17 protein-coding genes are annotated in these 16,840 nt (G+C 46.8%); 1 reads left to right on the top strand and 16 read right to left on the bottom strand.

Annotated elements, in window-relative coordinates:
• Nucleotides 1-17 precede the first annotated feature (17 nt).
• From cpaB to N530_RS0101420, 6 genes are all read right to left on the bottom strand, one after another.
• Nucleotides 18-821: a Flp pilus assembly protein CpaB gene (cpaB, locus tag N530_RS0101445; protein WP_026479233.1), complete on the bottom strand. Its 804-nt coding sequence runs from the start codon at nt 819-821 to the stop codon at nt 18-20.
• Nucleotides 822-972: 151 nt separating this feature from the next.
• On the bottom strand, nt 973-1,488 hold the full coding sequence (locus N530_RS0101440) for a prepilin peptidase (protein ID WP_026479232.1): 516 nt from the start codon (nt 1,486-1,488) through the stop codon (nt 973-975).
• Nucleotides 1,489-1,634: 146 nt separating this feature from the next.
• Nucleotides 1,635-1,805 carry a Flp family type IVb pilin gene (locus N530_RS0101435; protein WP_026479231.1) on the bottom strand — a complete coding sequence of 57 codons (171 nt, stop codon included), beginning with the start codon at nt 1,803-1,805 and terminating at the stop codon, nt 1,635-1,637.
• Nucleotides 1,806-1,998: 193 nt separating this feature from the next.
• Nucleotides 1,999-2,583: a DUF922 domain-containing protein gene (locus N530_RS0101430; protein WP_035266052.1), complete on the bottom strand. Its 585-nt coding sequence runs from the start codon at nt 2,581-2,583 to the stop codon at nt 1,999-2,001.
• 3 nt (nt 2,584-2,586) lie between these two features.
• Complete coding sequence (lepA, locus tag N530_RS0101425; protein WP_026317323.1) at nt 2,587-4,395, bottom strand: translation elongation factor 4; 1,809 nt, start codon at nt 4,393-4,395, stop codon at nt 2,587-2,589.
• A 111-nt stretch (nt 4,396-4,506) separates the two neighbouring features.
• Nucleotides 4,507-5,331: a YiiX/YebB-like N1pC/P60 family cysteine hydrolase gene (locus tag N530_RS0101420; RefSeq protein ID WP_026479229.1), complete on the bottom strand. Its 825-nt coding sequence runs from the start codon at nt 5,329-5,331 to the stop codon at nt 4,507-4,509.
• Between the two features lie 163 nt (nt 5,332-5,494).
• Here N530_RS0101420 and mbfA point away from each other — a divergent pair, with 163 nt between their 5' ends.
• The gene (mbfA, locus tag N530_RS0101415) at nt 5,495-6,478 is read left to right on the top strand and encodes an iron exporter MbfA (RefSeq protein WP_026479228.1); all 984 of its coding nucleotides are present in this window, start codon (nt 5,495-5,497) and stop codon (nt 6,476-6,478) included.
• A 28-nt stretch (nt 6,479-6,506) separates the two neighbouring features.
• Here the strand turns inward: mbfA and N530_RS0101410 are convergent, their stop codons facing one another.
• From N530_RS0101410 to dnaK, 10 genes are all read right to left on the bottom strand, one after another.
• The gene (locus N530_RS0101410; protein ID WP_026479227.1) at nt 6,507-7,121 is read right to left on the bottom strand and encodes a transglutaminase-like cysteine peptidase; all 615 of its coding nucleotides are present in this window, start codon (nt 7,119-7,121) and stop codon (nt 6,507-6,509) included.
• Nucleotides 7,122-7,328: 207 nt separating this feature from the next.
• Entirely contained in the window at nt 7,329-8,597 is a 1,269-nt protein-coding gene (locus N530_RS0101405) for a polyhydroxyalkanoate depolymerase (protein WP_026479226.1), read from the bottom strand.
• 438 nt (nt 8,598-9,035) lie between these two features.
• Nucleotides 9,036-9,329: a DUF1330 domain-containing protein gene (locus N530_RS0101400; RefSeq protein WP_026479225.1), complete on the bottom strand. Its 294-nt coding sequence runs from the start codon at nt 9,327-9,329 to the stop codon at nt 9,036-9,038.
• A gap of 17 nt (nt 9,330-9,346) precedes the next feature.
• Nucleotides 9,347-10,051, bottom strand: a complete 705-nt coding sequence (pyrF, locus tag N530_RS0101395) for an orotidine-5'-phosphate decarboxylase (RefSeq protein WP_026479224.1) — start codon at nt 10,049-10,051, stop codon at nt 9,347-9,349.
• A gap of 74 nt (nt 10,052-10,125) precedes the next feature.
• A complete protein-coding gene (locus N530_RS0101390; protein ID WP_026479223.1) occupies nt 10,126-10,710 on the bottom strand; it encodes an NADPH-dependent FMN reductase in 585 nt (194 codons plus the stop codon).
• Nucleotides 10,711-10,778: 68 nt separating this feature from the next.
• Nucleotides 10,779-11,357 carry a class I SAM-dependent methyltransferase gene (locus tag N530_RS0101385; protein ID WP_026479222.1) on the bottom strand — a complete coding sequence of 193 codons (579 nt, stop codon included), beginning with the start codon at nt 11,355-11,357 and terminating at the stop codon, nt 10,779-10,781.
• A gap of 99 nt (nt 11,358-11,456) precedes the next feature.
• Nucleotides 11,457-12,065 (bottom strand): class I SAM-dependent methyltransferase, encoded by a 609-nt coding sequence (locus N530_RS0101380; protein WP_035266049.1) that lies wholly within the window; start codon nt 12,063-12,065, stop codon nt 11,457-11,459.
• Nucleotides 12,058-13,194, bottom strand: a complete 1,137-nt coding sequence (gene dnaJ / locus N530_RS0101375; protein WP_026479220.1) for a molecular chaperone DnaJ — start codon at nt 13,192-13,194, stop codon at nt 12,058-12,060. Before dnaJ ends, N530_RS0101380 begins: the two co-directional genes overlap by 8 nt.
• A 186-nt stretch (nt 13,195-13,380) precedes the next feature.
• On the bottom strand, nt 13,381-14,502 hold the full coding sequence (locus N530_RS17225) for an acyltransferase (RefSeq protein WP_051540689.1): 1,122 nt from the start codon (nt 14,500-14,502) through the stop codon (nt 13,381-13,383).
• A gap of 175 nt (nt 14,503-14,677) precedes the next feature.
• The gene (gene dnaK / locus N530_RS0101365) at nt 14,678-16,609 is read right to left on the bottom strand and encodes a molecular chaperone DnaK (RefSeq protein ID WP_026479219.1); all 1,932 of its coding nucleotides are present in this window, start codon (nt 16,607-16,609) and stop codon (nt 14,678-14,680) included.
• Between the last annotated feature and the right edge of the window lie 231 nt (nt 16,610-16,840).

Here is a 16,840-nt window from a genome sequence, read left to right as displayed (position 1 = left end):
CGGTTCGCTCATCTTTGTCATTGGCTTTGCACCATTGTTTTCTCACCATTTTTAATCAAACTAATGGAGCCGTCCTCGCGCGTACCACCTGAGATCAGGTGATCAGCACTCGGCTCTGAGCGACCTGATTCAATGTCTTTTATTGAACGCAAAGCGAGCGTCAGACGATCAGCCATTTGCTGTGCAACTGAAATGATTTTTGTTTGATTGGGCGTTAACTCAAGTGTTGCAGTTTGCCCGACTTGCACCAACTGTCCATTTTCATCTTCACGAATGGTTTGGTCGATCGCTAGGACACGGATATTTGCAAGAATTGTTTCGGTTATATAAGCATTGGTATTCTGGTCACGCGTTGTCATAATTACATCGACGTAATCATCTGGCAGGATAAAACCGCCAGCTGATGTGTCTGCAGCAATGGTCGTTGCAACTGCCCGTTTACCGGCAGGCAATATAGAAGACATGAAACTCTGATCTGCGCCAAGAATTTTTATAGGGCGAACTGGCTCGCCTTGAATGATCGTTGAGCGAACAATTGATCCTTCAAGCTCAGCAATTGCCTCAGGTCTACTGGATTCAGTTATGAAATCTGGCGCAATTGCTTCAACTGGCCATTGCTGCCAACCCAGTCCACCGCTGATCTTACCACCCGTTAGTATGGTTTCTTTTGCAACCAACACTTGATCGAGTTCAATGGAAGGGGCTGACGGTAATAAGTCTGCAATCGGAGCAGGTGCTGGTGCAGACAAATTCATTGCCAAATAACCAGCGCCCCCCGCGGCAAGAACTGCAACTCCAAGAATAACGAAACGCATAGACATGCTAACACCTGCAAATTATTGGGCGGACGAATCCGCTACAGGATCAACATTCACATCTAATGGTGTAATTATGGTTAATGACGTCGTTAGATTTATACTTAACGCAAGTTAAACAGCGCAAATAAGCAATCTGATCTATCCGCAGACAGCTTTAATTCGCAAAGTAATTAAGCGCAAAGACCATCGCGGGGCTATCTGGAAAAGCGAAAAGCCCTCCAACAGCTAAAGCTACGCCATATGGGATTCCCTTTGCATCGATCACTTGGCGAAGCATGGGTAACTCGCCAGCATAAACGGCCATTGATGTTTTGCGTAAGAGAATAATCAAAATCGCCAGAACGCCACCAGCGATTGCTGACATTAAAATGTAATTCCATAAATGAACGGAAAAACCCATCCAAAGAGCAGATGACGCTAGTAATTTAGCATCGCCGCCGCCCATAGCGCCCAATGCGAACATCGCAAAAGTAACAGAAAGAACCACTGCAAATGCCATTAAATGCGATCCAAAATCGTGCCAGCTTAAGCCTATGAATGGCGCAATGACCAAAAATGTAACGATGAGAAGTGCGGACACTTTATTGGCGATTGTCATTGAGAATATGTCTGACAAAGCAGCATAAATCATAGCAAAAGGGAAAACGACAAAAATTATAGTAGCAATCATTGGCACAACCTTCGTTTCTCAACATCTTGTTTGTAATGCGTGAGAATTAAATTCTCATAAACGAAATAATATTTCTGATGTCCATAAGGCATAAAAAAACGGCCCGCTCCCGAAAGGGAGCAGGCCGCTTTTAAAATTTAAATTACTTAAGGTTTGTTAGCTGTAGTTAGCTTAGTACCTACTGTTGTGAATGTTTTATCCAATTCAGTACCAATTGCAGTCGCGCCTGTGATAATCGCAACAGCGATAAGAGCAGCGATAAGGCCGTATTCGATAGCAGTTGCACCAGATTCGTCTTTGATAAAGCGTGTAAACATATTGAGTTCCTTACTCGTGTTAATTAAACAGCACACCGTCAGTTTTGTTTTGCTCTGATCGGCTTGAACACAAATTACCCCAAGGCTCTTGCCACCCGCTTAATAAACAAGGTTTCTCAAATATTAATGCGCGCTTATGTAGAGCATGGTAAATAAACACTTGATAAAGACTGCAAGCGGAGGAAACAGCGTGCTAATTCACAAGATCAAGCACGCGTTGTTCAATATTACCGCCTTTACGCATTTCAGATTGCTCGAATGAACGATTATCTGCTTTATAACGTTCGAACTCTCTGGCCACTCGTTTTAGAACTTCGCCGCGTATTTTTTTGCAGGCCTTATCATTTTCAATACGCAAGCCAACGGTTGCATCAATGATTTGCTGCGCTAGGCGTTTTACAAAATCGCCGTGAACCTTCTCATGCGCCAATATACTATCGGCAAACCGCTTCCATTTAGCAGCAATTGCGGGCGGTAATTTCTGGCTTGGTTTGGGAAGACTATATGTAATGGTTACAAAAGGCAGTGCGGAGACAAGTTCGCATGCATTTCCATCGGGCTGATAATTGCGGCGCCATTTTAGATCCCAATTGGTCACGGCTATCGTGCGCCGATTGCCTGAGATAATGGGGCCGCCCGCACCAATTGATCGATAAAGTTCAGGGCCGGTCGTGCCCGACACATTATAATATGTGAAATTCTCAGTCGCTTTCCACTCAGCGGCCTGCGCGTTCATCAATGACATTGTCGCAAAGATGAACCACACAACCCACCGCATAAATTAGCTATCCACCTTCAAGACTTGAATAAACGCTTCTTGAGGAATTTCGACGCGTCCGAACTGACGCATCTTCTTTTTACCCTCTTTCTGCTTGTCGAGCAGCTTGCGCTTACGCGAAACGTCACCGCCATAACACTTGGCCGTCACATCCTTGCGCATTGCTGAAATGGTTTCACGCGCAATAACTTTGCCGCCAATAGCTGCCTGAATCGGAATCTTGAACATGTGACGCGGAATAAGCTCTTTAAGCTTTTCGCACATAACACGGCCACGCTTTTCAGCAGCCGAACGGTGAACCAACATGGAAAGCGCATCCACCGGCTCTTCGTTGACAAGTACGCTCATGCGCACAAGATCACCTTCGCGGTACTCAGCGAGCTGGTAATCAAATGATGCATAGCCTTTTGAAATCGACTTCAAACGATCGTAAAAATCAAACACAACCTCGTTAAGTGGCAAATCATAGACCACCAAAGCGCGTGTACCGACATAAGAAAGGTCTGTTTGAATACCCCGGCGCTCCTGACACAATTGCAGGATTGAACCTAGATACTCGTCGGGCGTCAAAATTGTTGCTTTGATCCAAGGCTCTTCAATCGAACGAATACGCACGACGTCTGGCATGTCCGCCGGATTATGCATTTCTGTTTCGCTGCCGTCCGTCATGTTCATTTTATAAACAACGGATGGTGCTGTAGCGATCAGCTCTAAATTAAACTCACGGCTTAGGCGCTCTTGGATAATTTCCAAGTGCAAGAGCCCGAGGAAACCGCAACGGAAACCAAATCCGAGCGCTGCGGATGTTTCCATTTCAAACGAGAAACTTGCATCATTCAGGCGCAACTTGCCGATAGCTGAACGCAAGTCCTCAAAATCATCTGCATCAATTGGGAAGAGGCCACAGAACACAACAGGCTGCGCCGGCTTAAAGCCTGGCAACATATCGGTGCAAGGGCGCTTATCTTCTGTGATCGTATCGCCCACACGCGTATCAGCAACCTCTTTAATCGAGCCGGTAAAGACGCCGATTTCGCCTGGTCCCAAATTTTCGACAGGCACCAATTTCGGCGTCATAACGCCAACACGGTCTACTAAATATTTCGCGTCGGTGCCCATCATACGAATATTTTGGCCGCGTTTCATCTCGCCATCAATAATACGCACAAGCACAACAACACCAAGATAGGTGTCGTACCAGCTATCCACGAGCAAAGCTTTTAGCGGTGCAGAGCGGTCGCCACTTTTCGGTGCCGGAAGCTGCTTGACGATTGCTTCCAAAACATTGGGAATGCCTAGGCCTGTTTTGGCAGAAATTTCCACTGCATCAGTTGTATCAAGCCCGATGACTTCTTCTATCTGCTCTTTAATGCGCTCAGGATCGGCTGCGGGCAGATCGATTTTGTTGAGTATAGTTACAATCTCATGGTCATTATCAATTGCCTGATAAACATTCGCGAGCGTTTGCGCTTCAACGCCCTGCGAAGCATCGACAACGAGAAGTGAGCCTTCACAAGCTGCAAGCGAACGCGACACTTCATAGGCGAAGTCAACATGGCCCGGCGTATCAATGAGATTGAGAACGTAATCTTGGCCGTCTTGCGCTTTATATTCCAAGCGCACAGTGTTGGCTTTAATTGTAATTCCGCGTTCACGCTCGATATCCATCGAGTCAAGGATCTGATCCTTCATGTCTCGTGCCTGCAGCGTATCAGTTTGCTGGATCAGGCGGTCGGCAAGCGTGGATTTCCCGTGGTCGATATGAGCGACGATAGAAAAGTTGCGAATATTGGATAATGGCGTGTTTGTCATAGGCTTCATATAGAGCGCAATTGCGCCGCATGGAAGTGGAGATTTTACTGGTTTGTGAGTTTCCAACGGCGGCCAGCATTTGAGCCAAAGACCGTGAAATAGCGGCCTGACTTAGCGGGTATCTATTAGGCGCTCAGTCTTTTCTGCCTCTTTGTCATTAATAGATGGGCCCCATATCACTTTCTTATAGTCGAAACCGAATTCCAGTGTCGGTTTGATTATCTGAAAGTAAGGAGACAAGTCAAAATCACGCGGCGTGAACAGGGAATAATGGCGAATATGCAAGATTTCACGGCGGGAATAATCTGACGTTGCGCGGGCACGCCCCGGTGCCGCAGTTATTTCGGGCAAAATAGGATAATTAATTTCCTGAAATGCCTGAGCAATCAAAGTTGAGCAAATTGCACGCGTTGGATCACCTGAACCAAACTCAATCATACGCCTGCGCCACCGCACGGGAACAGGCGGTGTAGGCAGCAAGTATCGCGCCATATCAAGAATGTTTTTTGTGTCGTACTGCAGGCCTATTTTAGAGATCATAAAATTCACCACCTTCTGGCGGTCTTTTGGCGTTAAGCCCGACGCACGGCAAATGCGTGTATTGAATGTTTGGTAATTTTCTAGCGGCTCTGCGGTGCAACCACGCCCAAGATTAACTTCAATCAAGCGCTTCGCATGCCCCTCTTCATTCTTTTCATCCAAAACGTCGCCAATATAAAGAGCAGCGTGGCTCCACGTACTTTGTGTTAAATACTTAATCGCAGCTGAAATTTTGCGATTGCCTTCGATAAGCAATATGTCACCGGGCTGAAGCGTACGGTACAGGGTTTCAGGATCAGATGGCGTGTAAGGTTGGTATCCGGATGTTTCGCGCTCAAGCCGCTGCGCGATCCATGTGCCTATACGTGCCAATATTGACTCTTTTATTTGTGTCACCGCGTCACTCCTTGCGGTCTAATGATTAGTCACGACTGCTATATGGGGTCAATGCACGACAAATAAACTACAATCAAATTCAATTCATCTCACGCCAAAAAGGTTGACCTTCACAAGCAGAGCGCATATCTCTAGTTTAGAATTATTCTAAAGAGATAATAGTATGCTAAACCGCTTCTGGCCGACCTCTCGTCGTGATTTCTCCTCCCTTAGCGAGCAAGAAATTCTTGCACTCGCCATTTCATCAGAGGAAGACGATGCGCGCATTTACCTAGCCTATGCGGACGGCCTCAGAGAAGAATATCCTGCATCGGCAAAAATCTTCGAAGAAATGGCTTTGGAAGAAGAAACGCACCGCGAAATGCTTATCAAAATGCATAAGAAGCGGTTTGGCGACACTATTCCTTTGATCCGCCGCGAGCATGTAAAAGGTTATTATGAGCGCAAACCGGATTGGCTTGTGCGACCGCTCGGCATTGAAAAAGTGCGCGCAATGGCCTCTCAAATGGAAGAACAAGCACATCGGTTCTATTTACGTGCTGCGCAACAAACCAAAGACGCCGATACACGCCTATTGCTTGGCGAGTTGGCGATTGCTGAAAACAGCCATCACACGACGGCGATTCAACTCGAAACCGAACACACCCCAGACTATGTTCGCGAAATTGAGAGCCAAGCAGAACATAAGCAATTCATCTTAACCTATGTGCAGCCTGGCCTTGCTGGATTAATGGATGGTTCAGTATCAACGCTGGCCCCCATTTTTGCTGTCGCCTTTGCAACACATGATACATGGACCACATTTCTTGTCGGCCTTGCCGCATCCGTTGGTGCTGGCATATCGATGGGCTTTACTGAGGTCGCATCTGACGACGGCGTCATTTCAGGCCGTGGATCTCCGATCAAACGCGGCTTAGCGACAGGTATCATGACAACGGTCGGCGGACTTGGTCATGCCCTACCCTATTTGATTCCACATTTTTGGACCGCAACAGCTATCGCCTTCGCTGTCGTCATTATTGAGCTTTTTGCGATCACGTGGATACAAAACAAATATATGGAAACCCCATGGGGCCGCGCAATATTCCAAGTGGTTCTGGGCGGCGCATTGGTATTTGCAGCGGGCATGCTGATTGGTAATGCTTAAGGTTTCTTAGGCAGCTCAAACCGTCGAATTAGTCGCTTTTCTTAACCGACCCAACGACTGTCATGTCTGGGCTTTCAATCGTCACCCAATGACCTGCATGGCGCTCAGACTGACGCTTTAGATATTCATAGGGTGTCTGGTCCCACACGCGGACTTGGCTGTTCAAATTATCCAGCACAAAATCACCACGGTCGGTGCGAACAGTTAAAACGGCATGGCCCTCGCCGTCTGGCTTGCGCACAACTGTTATCAATAGTGCAGACGGGGAAATGCCTTGTTTGATCAACATTTTGCGCTTTAACAAAACATAATCTTCACAATCGCCTGCAATATCCGGATAAGCCCAAACTTCTTCGCGGCCATAGATTTCTAGGTCGCTACGCGGCTCAATCACCATATTGATGGCGGAATTAATATTGACGATATTCTTCCAAAGTTCGCGTGTTAAATGCACAGGCTTCAACGACGCTTTGCGGTCTTGCTGACACTCTTCTGAATAAGCCAAACAAAATTCATAATGACCGATTGGCTGCGAGGTCAGTTTTCCAGTGATCATAGAAGACGCATTGGCCACGACAGCGGATAAGGCCACCATGCTAATCGCGGTCGCGCATAGTCCAACTTTTATCTTCGTTAGTCTCATGGTGTGACCGCCGGGCTCTTTTATTTATTAACAAATGATTAACCAGACTATTCATCGAACGCAATGGACACGAAGAGCAAGGTTAAAATATGGTTAAAGCGTGGCAGTTCGGCACATGTGAAAACACCGCCTTTCGGCGGTGCTTTAAAAGTCAATTCACAATAATTTTAAACCATGTGGATAAAGTTAGGCTCAATCACCTGAAAATCACGACACAGCACGCAAGGCAGGCTTTTGGCGGCTTTTGCGCGTTTTTGTTTCTGACATGAAGTCGAGGATACGCGGCGCAACTTCATTGCGGAAGCGTGAGCCGTTAAAGACGCCATAATGCCCAACAGAGGGTTGTTCATAATGTTGTTTAAAAGCATCGGGTATATTTGGACATAAATCATGCGCAGCTTCGGTTTGCCCGCGGCCCGTAATATCGTCGTTTTCTCCCTCAATCGTAAAGAGGGCAACATTCTTAATCGCTGAAAGATCAACTTTCTCGCCGCGATGCATCATCGTGCCTTTGGCCAAAGAGTGCTCAATAAAGACAACTTCGATTGTTTGCAGATAGAATTCAGCGGTCAAATCCATAACAGCCAAATATTCATCATAAAAATCGCGGTGCTTTTCTGCGCTATCGCCATCATCACGCACAAGATGCATGAAGAAATCTTTTTGCGCGATCATATGGCGATCAAGGTTCATCGACATGAAGCCAGTAAGCTGCAAAAACCCTGGATAGACTTGGCGGCCTAATCCCGGATTTGGGAATGGCACATCCATGATGACGTTATCGCGGAACCACTCGATATCTTTTTCTTCTGCCAGATCATTGACCGCGGTTGGATTGCGGCGCGTATCAATTGGCCCGCCCATCAAGGTCATAGACAAGGGAGACACGGCGTCTTTTCGCTTCTCCATCATAGCAACCGCTGCAAGCACAGGCACTGAAGGCTGACACACACCAATAATGTGCGTGTCTGGGCCTAAGTGATCAACCATTTCGATCAGGTAATCAATATAATCTGAAAGATCAAAAGAGCCTTTGGATAGCGGCACATCACGTGCATCAACCCAGTCCGTTATATACACTTCAGCTTCAGGAAGCAGGCGCTCCACCGTACCGCGCAACAAAGTTGCGTAGTGGCCGGACATGGGCGCAACAAGCAAAATTTTAGGATCGTTTCCGCGTGGCTTTTTCAGCGCACGGGAAAAGTGCAAGAGCTTACAGAATGGCTTTTCCCATACATTTTTTTCAACAACAGCAACTTCCTTGTCATCGATAATAGTCTCGTTGAGACCAAATGCAGGCTTGCCGTAACGACGGGTTGTGCGTTCAAACACTTCCGCCCAAGCAGCCATTGTGCGGCCGTACTTCGTTTGCGAAAATGGATTGGCAGGATTGCGGTAGAACATGCCCGTAGCTTCGGCCATCGTACGCCAAGGCTGCATTAGCGCATGATTCATTTCGTAAAACTTATAGAACATTTCTTACGCTCCTTAAAACACTCAAGCAGACGACTAAATCGATTATACAGCGAGTGGGTCTGCACAATTGCTTTGTTGCACTGCAAAATCAAGCAACGAAACGCATTATTTCAAGTCTATTAGTCTCAACTTTGTCGTGCATTTACTCAAAACATCCCCGCGTTTGGGGCAGATTCACAGCTATTACATTTAAATCGCCTAGATTACGGCGTTTCTCTCAATCCGAAAAAATATTTGAAAACATGCCATTAGAGGCGTTCTAAAATAATTCGGCGACATACTGCCATCACCCAGAGCTATTGAACTTACCCTAATGATTTCATTTGAAAGCGCCTTGTCTAAACCTTACCGAGCAAGCTCAACGCCTGTTAAAAACACAAAAAAAGCCCGTTTCATTACAAAACGGGCTTTTAAATCACTTAATTACTCCAACTGATATCAGCCAGCAAATCCCTCAACGACAATAATCTCGCCGTCAGCAACCTCTTGGCGAATAGCGCGGGCGCGGCTGTAAGTTTCAGAATTATAGCAAGCAAGGGCAGTCTCTACGCTGTCAAATTCTACGACAACATTGCGTGATCTGCTCTCACCTTCTTCGGCGTGAATGTCCCCGCCGCGAACAAGAAACTTTGCACCAAATTCTTCGTAAGCAGGTGTCGCTGTTGCTACATAGTCTTTATAGCGTTCTGCATCGTGAACAGTCATACGTCCAATCCAATAGCCTTTTGCCATGATTGTATTTCCTTTGATTATGCGCTTTGCGCTGTTTCAATTTGTTCAAGGAACTGTCGTGCCGCTTCACGGCGGTCTGGTGCGGCAATAATAGGCCGGCCAACGACAAGATGGCTTGCACCAGAGCGAATAGCGACATCGGGTGTTACAACACGTTTTTGATCGCCTGCTTCACCATCAGCCAAACGAATGCCTGGCGTCACAACTGCCATATCATTGCCGACAATCTCGCGCACGGATTCAGCCTCTTCTGCTGAACAAACAATACCGCCCATACCAATTCGAGCCGCTTGCCGCGCACGTTTGAGTACCAATGTAACGGCATCATCATGATAACCAGCTTCGGACAAATCCCTGTCATCCATTGAGGTTAAAACTGTAACGCCGAGCAAAGTAAGGTTCGTACCTTTTGCAGCCTCAACAGCTGCAGCCATCGCTTTGGGATAAGCGTGAAGCGTCAACATATCGACACCCAGCCGCGCGATGCTCTCAACGCCCTTAGCGACAGTATTATCGATATCGAGCAATTTCATATCAAGGAAAACAGACTTGCCTGCGGCTTTAAGCTCACGTGCTAAATCCAACCCGCCGACAAATGCTAATTGGTGCCCTATTTTATAAAATGAGACGTCATCGCCAAGGCTTTCAACAATCCCAGCGGCTTCAAGCATTGTTGGCACATCCAGCGCAACAATCAGTCTGTCTTTTGCATTGTTTGGCATGGGAAAATCCTTTTTGAATTCTGCTACCGTTCAATCGCATAGCAGCAATCATGTCTCAAAATCAAAGGCAGAAATTAAACCCTGCCGCGTCCCACGGTTACGCGCTCAAGCAACGAGCGGCATGTCTTTTTCAATAATGATAAAGTTCGCTCATCGCTCGGCATACCATCTTCTGCAAAACTCTTGCCTGCATTCGCCACAGAACACTGCTCTGTGATAATTTGCGTGCCCACATTCATTAATACCGAACGTACATGGTAAAGACCGCGAATACCGCCCAACGCGCCAGGCGATGCTGAACCAAGAGCAACCGTCAATCCGGCATAGGGTTTTAAATCATGCGTTCCATCGGATTTGGTTACAGATACCCAATCCAGCACATTCTTCAAAAGAGGCGGAATGGAGGAATTATATTCAGGGCACGCGATAAAGAGGCCATCATGAACCTGAAACAATTGAGCAAGCTTGACCGCGTTTTCGGGCGCTCCATCGCTTTCCAATAGATCTGCATCAAGTATTGGCAGTGGATAATCAGCAAGCGTGATCTCGGTAACTTCTGCGCCTTCAGCGCTCAAAATCTTAATCGCGGCTTTTGCCAGTTGAGTATTATATGATCCGGTTCGAAGCGAACCTGAAAAGACGAGAATTTTTGCGTTCATATTATGGCTCCACTTGCCGTTCATTAAGCCCCAAGAGAGCCTTAAATTTCAAACATTCGATGATAGTTTCAGTATTTACGGTAGGTCCAGATTTTTGCAGGCGGCAAATTGCGCAATATGCGGCGACTAGATGAGATCTCTACATCGCTATCATTGACAATGATCGGAGAGCGGCGCCCATAAGTTATCTGAACGATAGGACGCCCCCGCGCAATGCGCTTGAAAGCCGTTTTAAGAAAAACTTCTTGATCTGCCTGTGAAAAGTTCAGCATCGGGATAGCTGAAATAATGCAGTCAAACTGCTGCTCCCCCAAATGTGCCAATGCCTCATCAAGATTAAGCGCATCCCCTTGCACGATCGTCGCATCCGGATAACGCATATGCCACTCATTGCAAAACGTCTCATCATATTCGATGGCAACAATGTCTCGTTCAGCAACGCCGCGCCTTAATATCGCGTCGGTTATTGGCCCCGTACCGGGTCCAAGCTCCAGAACAGGCAAATCACTATTGCTGGAAATATGAGAAGCAATAACATCTGAGACAACACTTGAAGTCGGCGCAATCGCACTTAAACGTTGAGGAGAACGAATGACGCCGCCAATGAAATGCAGTTGTTTCAAAATACCCGAAGAAGAATTTTGCATCCGCTTATTACATTCCCGCGCTGTGGCGCTTTAGCACTTGCGCTCTAAACTGATTTTTCAACATCAAAAGAAATTCCTCTCTTAAAGCTCAAACCCACTCTATATTTTATAGCTGTAAGTCCACACGCGCGCAGGCGGCAGATTGTTAAAAACCCACCGGCTCCGATTAATAGAGATCGATGCGTCATCAACTTCTATTGGATTACGTATGCCATATGAAAACTGCACGAGCGGACGACCATGCGGAATGTTACCAAGCGCACCTTGCAGAAACTTTAAGCGCATTGCTGGCGTAAAGTTCAAAAGTGGCAGCCCAGATATAACGCAATCGAATTTCTGACCTTCCAAATGAGCAAGCGTTTCGTCCAGATTAAACGCATCGCCTTGAATGATCGAAGCTTGCGGAAAACGCTGGTTCAAATCGCGGCAAAATTTTACGTCATATTCCACCGCATATAGATCGCGCTCAGCAATACCGCTTCTAAAAATAGCTTTGGTAATTGCGCCCGTACCAGGACCAAGTTCCAGTACAGGTAAGTCATTTGGCGAAGTAATATAAGACGCCATAAGGTCGGCGGTTTCCGACGATGTTGGCGCAACTGCGCCTACAGTTTTTGGCGATCTTGCCCAAGCACCGAAAAAACGCACCTGCTCCATCAACCGTGACGATTGGCTTTTTTTACAGGGCGCGGTGTTTCGCTTATTCACCAAGATCGAAGAAATCCTTCATGCGCGAAAAGAAACCAGAAGATTGAGGGCTGGTCTCTTTAGCGGATATTTCTTCGAACTCCTGTAGCAACTCTCGTTGACGCTTGGAAAGATTTTGCGGAGTTTCCACTGCAATTTGAATGTATAGATCGCCCATCGCAGAATGGCGCATGACAGGCATGCCTTTACCCTTCAAGCGGAACTGACGGCCTGGCTGCGTACCTTCAGGCACTTTAACCCGCGTATTGGAGACATCAAGCGTGCCGACATCAAACTGCCCGCCAAGCGATGCTGTCGTCATGGAGATCGGAACCTTACAATAAAGGTCCGCGCCATCGCGTTGGAAAAACTCATGTGGGCGCACTGAAATGAATATGTATAGATCACCCGTTGGGCCGCCGCGGAAGCCGGCCTCACCTTCACCGGACAAACGAATACGTGTTCCGTCTTCAATACCCGCTGGAATATTGACAGACAGCGTGCGCTCTTCATTAACCCGGCCTTGGCCCGAACAGTCTGTACAAGGGTCTGAAATAACTTCGCCGCGTCCGTTACACGTCGGACATGTTCTCTCTACGGAGAAAAACCCTTGGCTTGCGCGCACACGGCCAGTGCCGGAACACGTGGTACACGTCGTCGGGCTAGAGCCCGGTTTTGCACCTGTGCCAGAGCATGTATCGCATGATTTATTGGTCGGAACCCGAATAGAAGCCGTTTTTCCTGCAAATGCTTCTTCGAGTGAAATCTCAAGATTATAGCGAAGATCGGCACCGCGTGCGCGGCCACCTGAAGATTGACGGCGTCCGCCGCCCATCATTTCGCCAAAGATGTCTTCGAATATGTCGGAGAAACCACCCGCTGCGGCACCGCCAAATGGGCCGCCACCGCCGCCCATGCCGCCTTGTTCGAAAGCTGCATGACCGAAGCGGTCATAAGCAGCGCGTTTTTGTGGATCTTTAAGCGTTTCGTATGCTTCGTTACATTCTTTGAATTTTGCTTCAGCAGAAGCATCACCCGGATTTTTATCCGGATGATACTTCATTGCCATTTTACGATAAGCGCTTTTTAATTCTTTATCGTCAGCGCTCTTAACAACGCCCAGTGTTTCGTAGAAATCAGCCTTAGCCATAAATAATACGTCCAGCTTTCCGTTTAATTCTGCGTCAGCATGCTGCGCAGAGCAATTCGCATTTAAGGCGGCGCGCGATAATTCGCAATCATGTCATAACAGACATCCGCACATGTCCTGCACGATATAGACGTCGTCAAGCTCGGTTTCCATAAGCAATGAAAAAAAATGCTGCAATTACACCGCTTAAGCTGATTTATTTTGCATTTTTAAAGCTGTTTTTCGCTCAAAATGCCCCACCAACCAATTCCCAAGCGGCTTTTCATAAAAATGATGCGAAGCGAGCGCAACGGCAATACTCATAACGCCCGCCAAAAGCATGAACCATTCTATTGCAAATGGCGCGATATCGCCAAGGTAATGACGCCAAATAAAAGACAACATCACCGTCTCAACCACTGGGTGCCAAAGATAGATACCAAAGGATACTGCCAGCACAGGCAATATAGGTCTCATCCATGCAAGGCCTTGGGGATTTTCATGTTCTGCAATCGCCGACAAGACAAGTGCCAAGGCCATCATTGCAATAATCAGATAAAAATTGACCGATAAAAACATCGCAATAATCGTTATACCCATCACAGCCCAGCCCCAACAGTGAGAGCGAACGAGGACGATACGCATATCAACCAATTGCACCACTGCAGCACCAATCGCAAAGGAGGCAAAAGCACGATATGCGCCCCACGTCTTTGTGTCAGCAATCGTTTTTCCAAGGGGCCAATCTTGGCTGATTGCGTATTCCGTTCCCATATAAAATATAGCTGCAACAACCAAGAGACCGACAATGCCGCTGCGAAGTGCAACAAACAAAATCAACGGCATCATTAAATAACAGAACCATTCAGCTGAAAGCGACCAAGACACATAATTGAAGGTGAGAGTATCAAGAGTGCCCCACGCTTGTAGCAACAGTATATTGCTCGGTAGAGATGTCCAATCATAACGTAACACGCCTGCATTTGAGGTTATAAACCCCAATTGCCAAGCCAGCCCCACAAACACAAAAAAGCCCGTTGTAATCATATGCAACGGGTATAGCTTTGCTAAACGTTTAAATAAAAACGAACCGAATTCACCTGTGTCGGTGAGCTTTTCTCGGTAACGATCATAGATCAAATAACCTGACATCATGAAAAACATATCCAGCAACGGTAACATGTTCTCAAACCAGCGTACCCATACCTCACTATTTTCAGAATAATGCATAAAATGGTAAGTCATAATCAACAGTGCAGCTATAAAACGCCACATCGCAAAGCTGTGAAAAACCGGCAAAGCCGTTTTTCTTAAACTGCTTTCTTCCATTCGCCCCCGCCCCTAAACATAATACCGCACCCTTAAAGGCATCGTCATTACACTCAAGCCATCACAAATAAGTTACGCTTAGCTTGGTTTTGCGGGTATAGTAAATACCATAATGCGTACGCAAACAAAAACCCCGGCGCGAGCACCGGGGTTTTAAATCTTCTATCTGAGATGATTAGGCAGATTTTTTGCTATCGTCATCATCATCGCTGATGTCTTCGAAATCTGCATCCATTACATCATCACCAGCTGCATCGGCAGCGGCATCAGCTTCAGCAGCAGCAGATTCTTCAGCCTGCGTAGCTTCATAAATTGCCTGACCAAGTTTCATTGATGCTTCAGCCAATGTCTGCGTTTTTGCAGTCAAAGCGTCGCCATCAAGCTCGTCTTTGGCGATTTCTTCTTTTAGATCCTTAATAGCATCTTCGATATCAGTTCTATCTTCATCACCGATTTTATCGCCATGCTCTTTCATAGATTTCTCTGTTGAATCAACAAGCGATTCTGCCTGGTTTTTAGCTTCCACACCTTCGCGACGTTTCTTATCGCTTTCAGCATTTGCTTCGGCATCCTTAACCATCTGTTCGATCTCTTCATCAGAAAGACCGCCCGATGCCTGAATGCGAATTTCGTGCTCTTTACCAGTACCTTTATCGGCAGCTTTAACATTCACGATACCGTTGGCATCAATGTCGAATGTTACTTCGATCTGCGGAATACCGCGCGGTGCTGGCGGAATACCAATCAAATCAAACTGACCAAGCATTTTGTTGTCAGCCGCCATTTCACGCTCACCTTGAGAAACGCGAATAGTCACAGCAGACTGATTATCTTCAGCTGTCGAGAATGTTTGTGACTTCTTAGTTGGGATTGTTGTGTTACGATCGATCAAGCGTGTGAACACACCGCCAAGCGTCTCAATACCAAGTGACAATGGTGTCACGTCAAGAAGAAGAACGTCTTTAACGTCGCCCTGAAGAACGCCGCCCTGAATTGCTGCACCCATAGCAACAACTTCATCTGGGTTCACACCCTTGTGCGGCTCTTTGCCGAAGAAGCCTTTAACCGTTTCCTGAACTTTAGGCATACGGGTCATACCGCCAACAAGAACGACTTCGTCAATGTCACCAGCTTTAAGACCAGCGTCTTTAAGTGCGGCTTTCATTGGATCAACAGTACGTTTCACCAAATCATCAACGAGGTTTTCAAACTTCGAACGTGACAGCTTCATGGTCAAGTGTTTTGGACCAGATGCGTCAGCTGTAATGAACGGAAGGTTCACTTCTGTTTGTGATGATGATGAAAGCTCGATTTTTGCTTTTTCAGCTGCTTCTTTCAAACGTTGAAGCGCTAGCTTGTCGCCTTTCAGGTCAATACCCTGATCTTTTTTGAATTCTTCTGCGAAGTACTCAACAAGACGCATATCGAAGTCTTCACCACCAAGGAATGTATCACCATTGGTTGATTTAACTTCAAATACGCCATCACCAATCTCAAGGATTGATACGTCGAATGTACCGCCACCAAGGTCATAAACCGCGATTGTACCGCCATTTGTTTTATCAAGGCCGTAAGCAAGCGCAGCAGCTGTTGGCTCGTTGATAATACGAAGCACTTCAAGACCGGAAATTTTACCAGCGTCTTTTGTCGCCTGGCGCTGTGCGTCATTAAAGTACGCAGGAACAGTAATAACGGCCTGCTCAACTTTTTCACCAAGGTAAGCTTCTGCAGTTTCTTTCATCTTGTTCAGAATCATCGCAGAAATCTGTGCTGGTGAATGTTTCTCACCGCCAGCTTCAACCCAAGCATCGCCATTTGTACCTTCAACAATGTTGAACGGCACCATTTTCTGGTCTTTTTTCACAGTCGGGTCATTAAACCGGCGACCGATTAGGCGCTTGACCGCGAATAGAGTGTTTTCCGGGTTGGTAACAGCCTGACGTTTTGCTGGCTGACCAACAAGGCGTTCGCCATCGTCAGTAAATGCGACCATTGAAGGCGTTGTACGCGCACCTTCTGCGTTTTCGATAACTTTTGCGTCCTTGCCATCCATGACGGCAACACAAGAGTTTGTTGTACCCAAATCGATACCGATTACTTTTGCCATTATTAGACCTCTTTTTCAGCAGACTGCGCGGACCCGTTACGGCGTCCCTTGGCACAATCCCTAGTTGGCTTAAATATTATTGATGCTCAGACCCCCTGAACACCGTTGCGGCGTATATAAGAAAGCCTTTTTTGCGGCGCAAGGCTGATCATCCGTGATTTTTTGCAGTTTTGACATAAAAAACATGTCTTTTCCGACTTTAGCACCTCCGTTTACACGAAGTGATGAGGA

This window comes from Ahrensia sp. 13_GOM-1096m, assembly GCF_000620605.1.
Taxonomy (GTDB): domain Bacteria; phylum Pseudomonadota; class Alphaproteobacteria; order Rhizobiales; family Rhizobiaceae; genus Ahrensia; species Ahrensia kielensis.
The sequence above is the reverse complement of the archived record's forward strand: the minus strand, read 5'-3'. Positions and strand labels throughout refer to the sequence as shown.

Coding starts and splice junctions, on each gene's coding strand:
- cpaB (WP_026479233.1), bottom strand. CDS start 821: ATGTCTATGCGTTTCGTTATTCTTGGAGTTGCAGTTCTTGCCGCGGGG.
- N530_RS0101440 (WP_026479232.1), bottom strand. CDS start 1,488: ATGATTGCTACTATAATTTTTGTCGTTTTCCCTTTTGCTATGATTTAT.
- N530_RS0101435 (WP_026479231.1), bottom strand. CDS start 1,805: ATGTTTACACGCTTTATCAAAGACGAATCTGGTGCAACTGCTATCGAA.
- N530_RS0101430 (WP_035266052.1), bottom strand. CDS start 2,583: ATGCGGTGGGTTGTGTGGTTCATCTTTGCGACAATGTCATTGATGAAC.
- lepA (WP_026317323.1), bottom strand. CDS start 4,395: ATGACAAACACGCCATTATCCAATATTCGCAACTTTTCTATCGTCGCT.
- mbfA (WP_026479228.1), top strand. CDS start 5,495: ATGCTAAACCGCTTCTGGCCGACCTCTCGTCGTGATTTCTCCTCCCTT.
- N530_RS0101410 (WP_026479227.1), bottom strand. CDS start 7,121: ATGAGACTAACGAAGATAAAAGTTGGACTATGCGCGACCGCGATTAGC.
- N530_RS0101405 (WP_026479226.1), bottom strand. CDS start 8,597: ATGTTCTATAAGTTTTACGAAATGAATCATGCGCTAATGCAGCCTTGG.
- N530_RS0101400 (WP_026479225.1), bottom strand. CDS start 9,329: ATGGCAAAAGGCTATTGGATTGGACGTATGACTGTTCACGATGCAGAA.
- pyrF (WP_026479224.1), bottom strand. CDS start 10,051: ATGCCAAACAATGCAAAAGACAGACTGATTGTTGCGCTGGATGTGCCA.
- N530_RS0101390 (WP_026479223.1), bottom strand. CDS start 10,710: ATGAACGCAAAAATTCTCGTCTTTTCAGGTTCGCTTCGAACCGGATCA.
- N530_RS0101385 (WP_026479222.1), bottom strand. CDS start 11,357: ATGCAAAATTCTTCTTCGGGTATTTTGAAACAACTGCATTTCATTGGC.
- dnaJ (WP_026479220.1), bottom strand. CDS start 13,194: ATGGCTAAGGCTGATTTCTACGAAACACTGGGCGTTGTTAAGAGCGCT.
- N530_RS17225 (WP_051540689.1), bottom strand. CDS start 14,502: ATGGAAGAAAGCAGTTTAAGAAAAACGGCTTTGCCGGTTTTTCACAGC.
- dnaK (WP_026479219.1), bottom strand. CDS start 16,609: ATGGCAAAAGTAATCGGTATCGATTTGGGTACAACAAACTCTTGTGTT.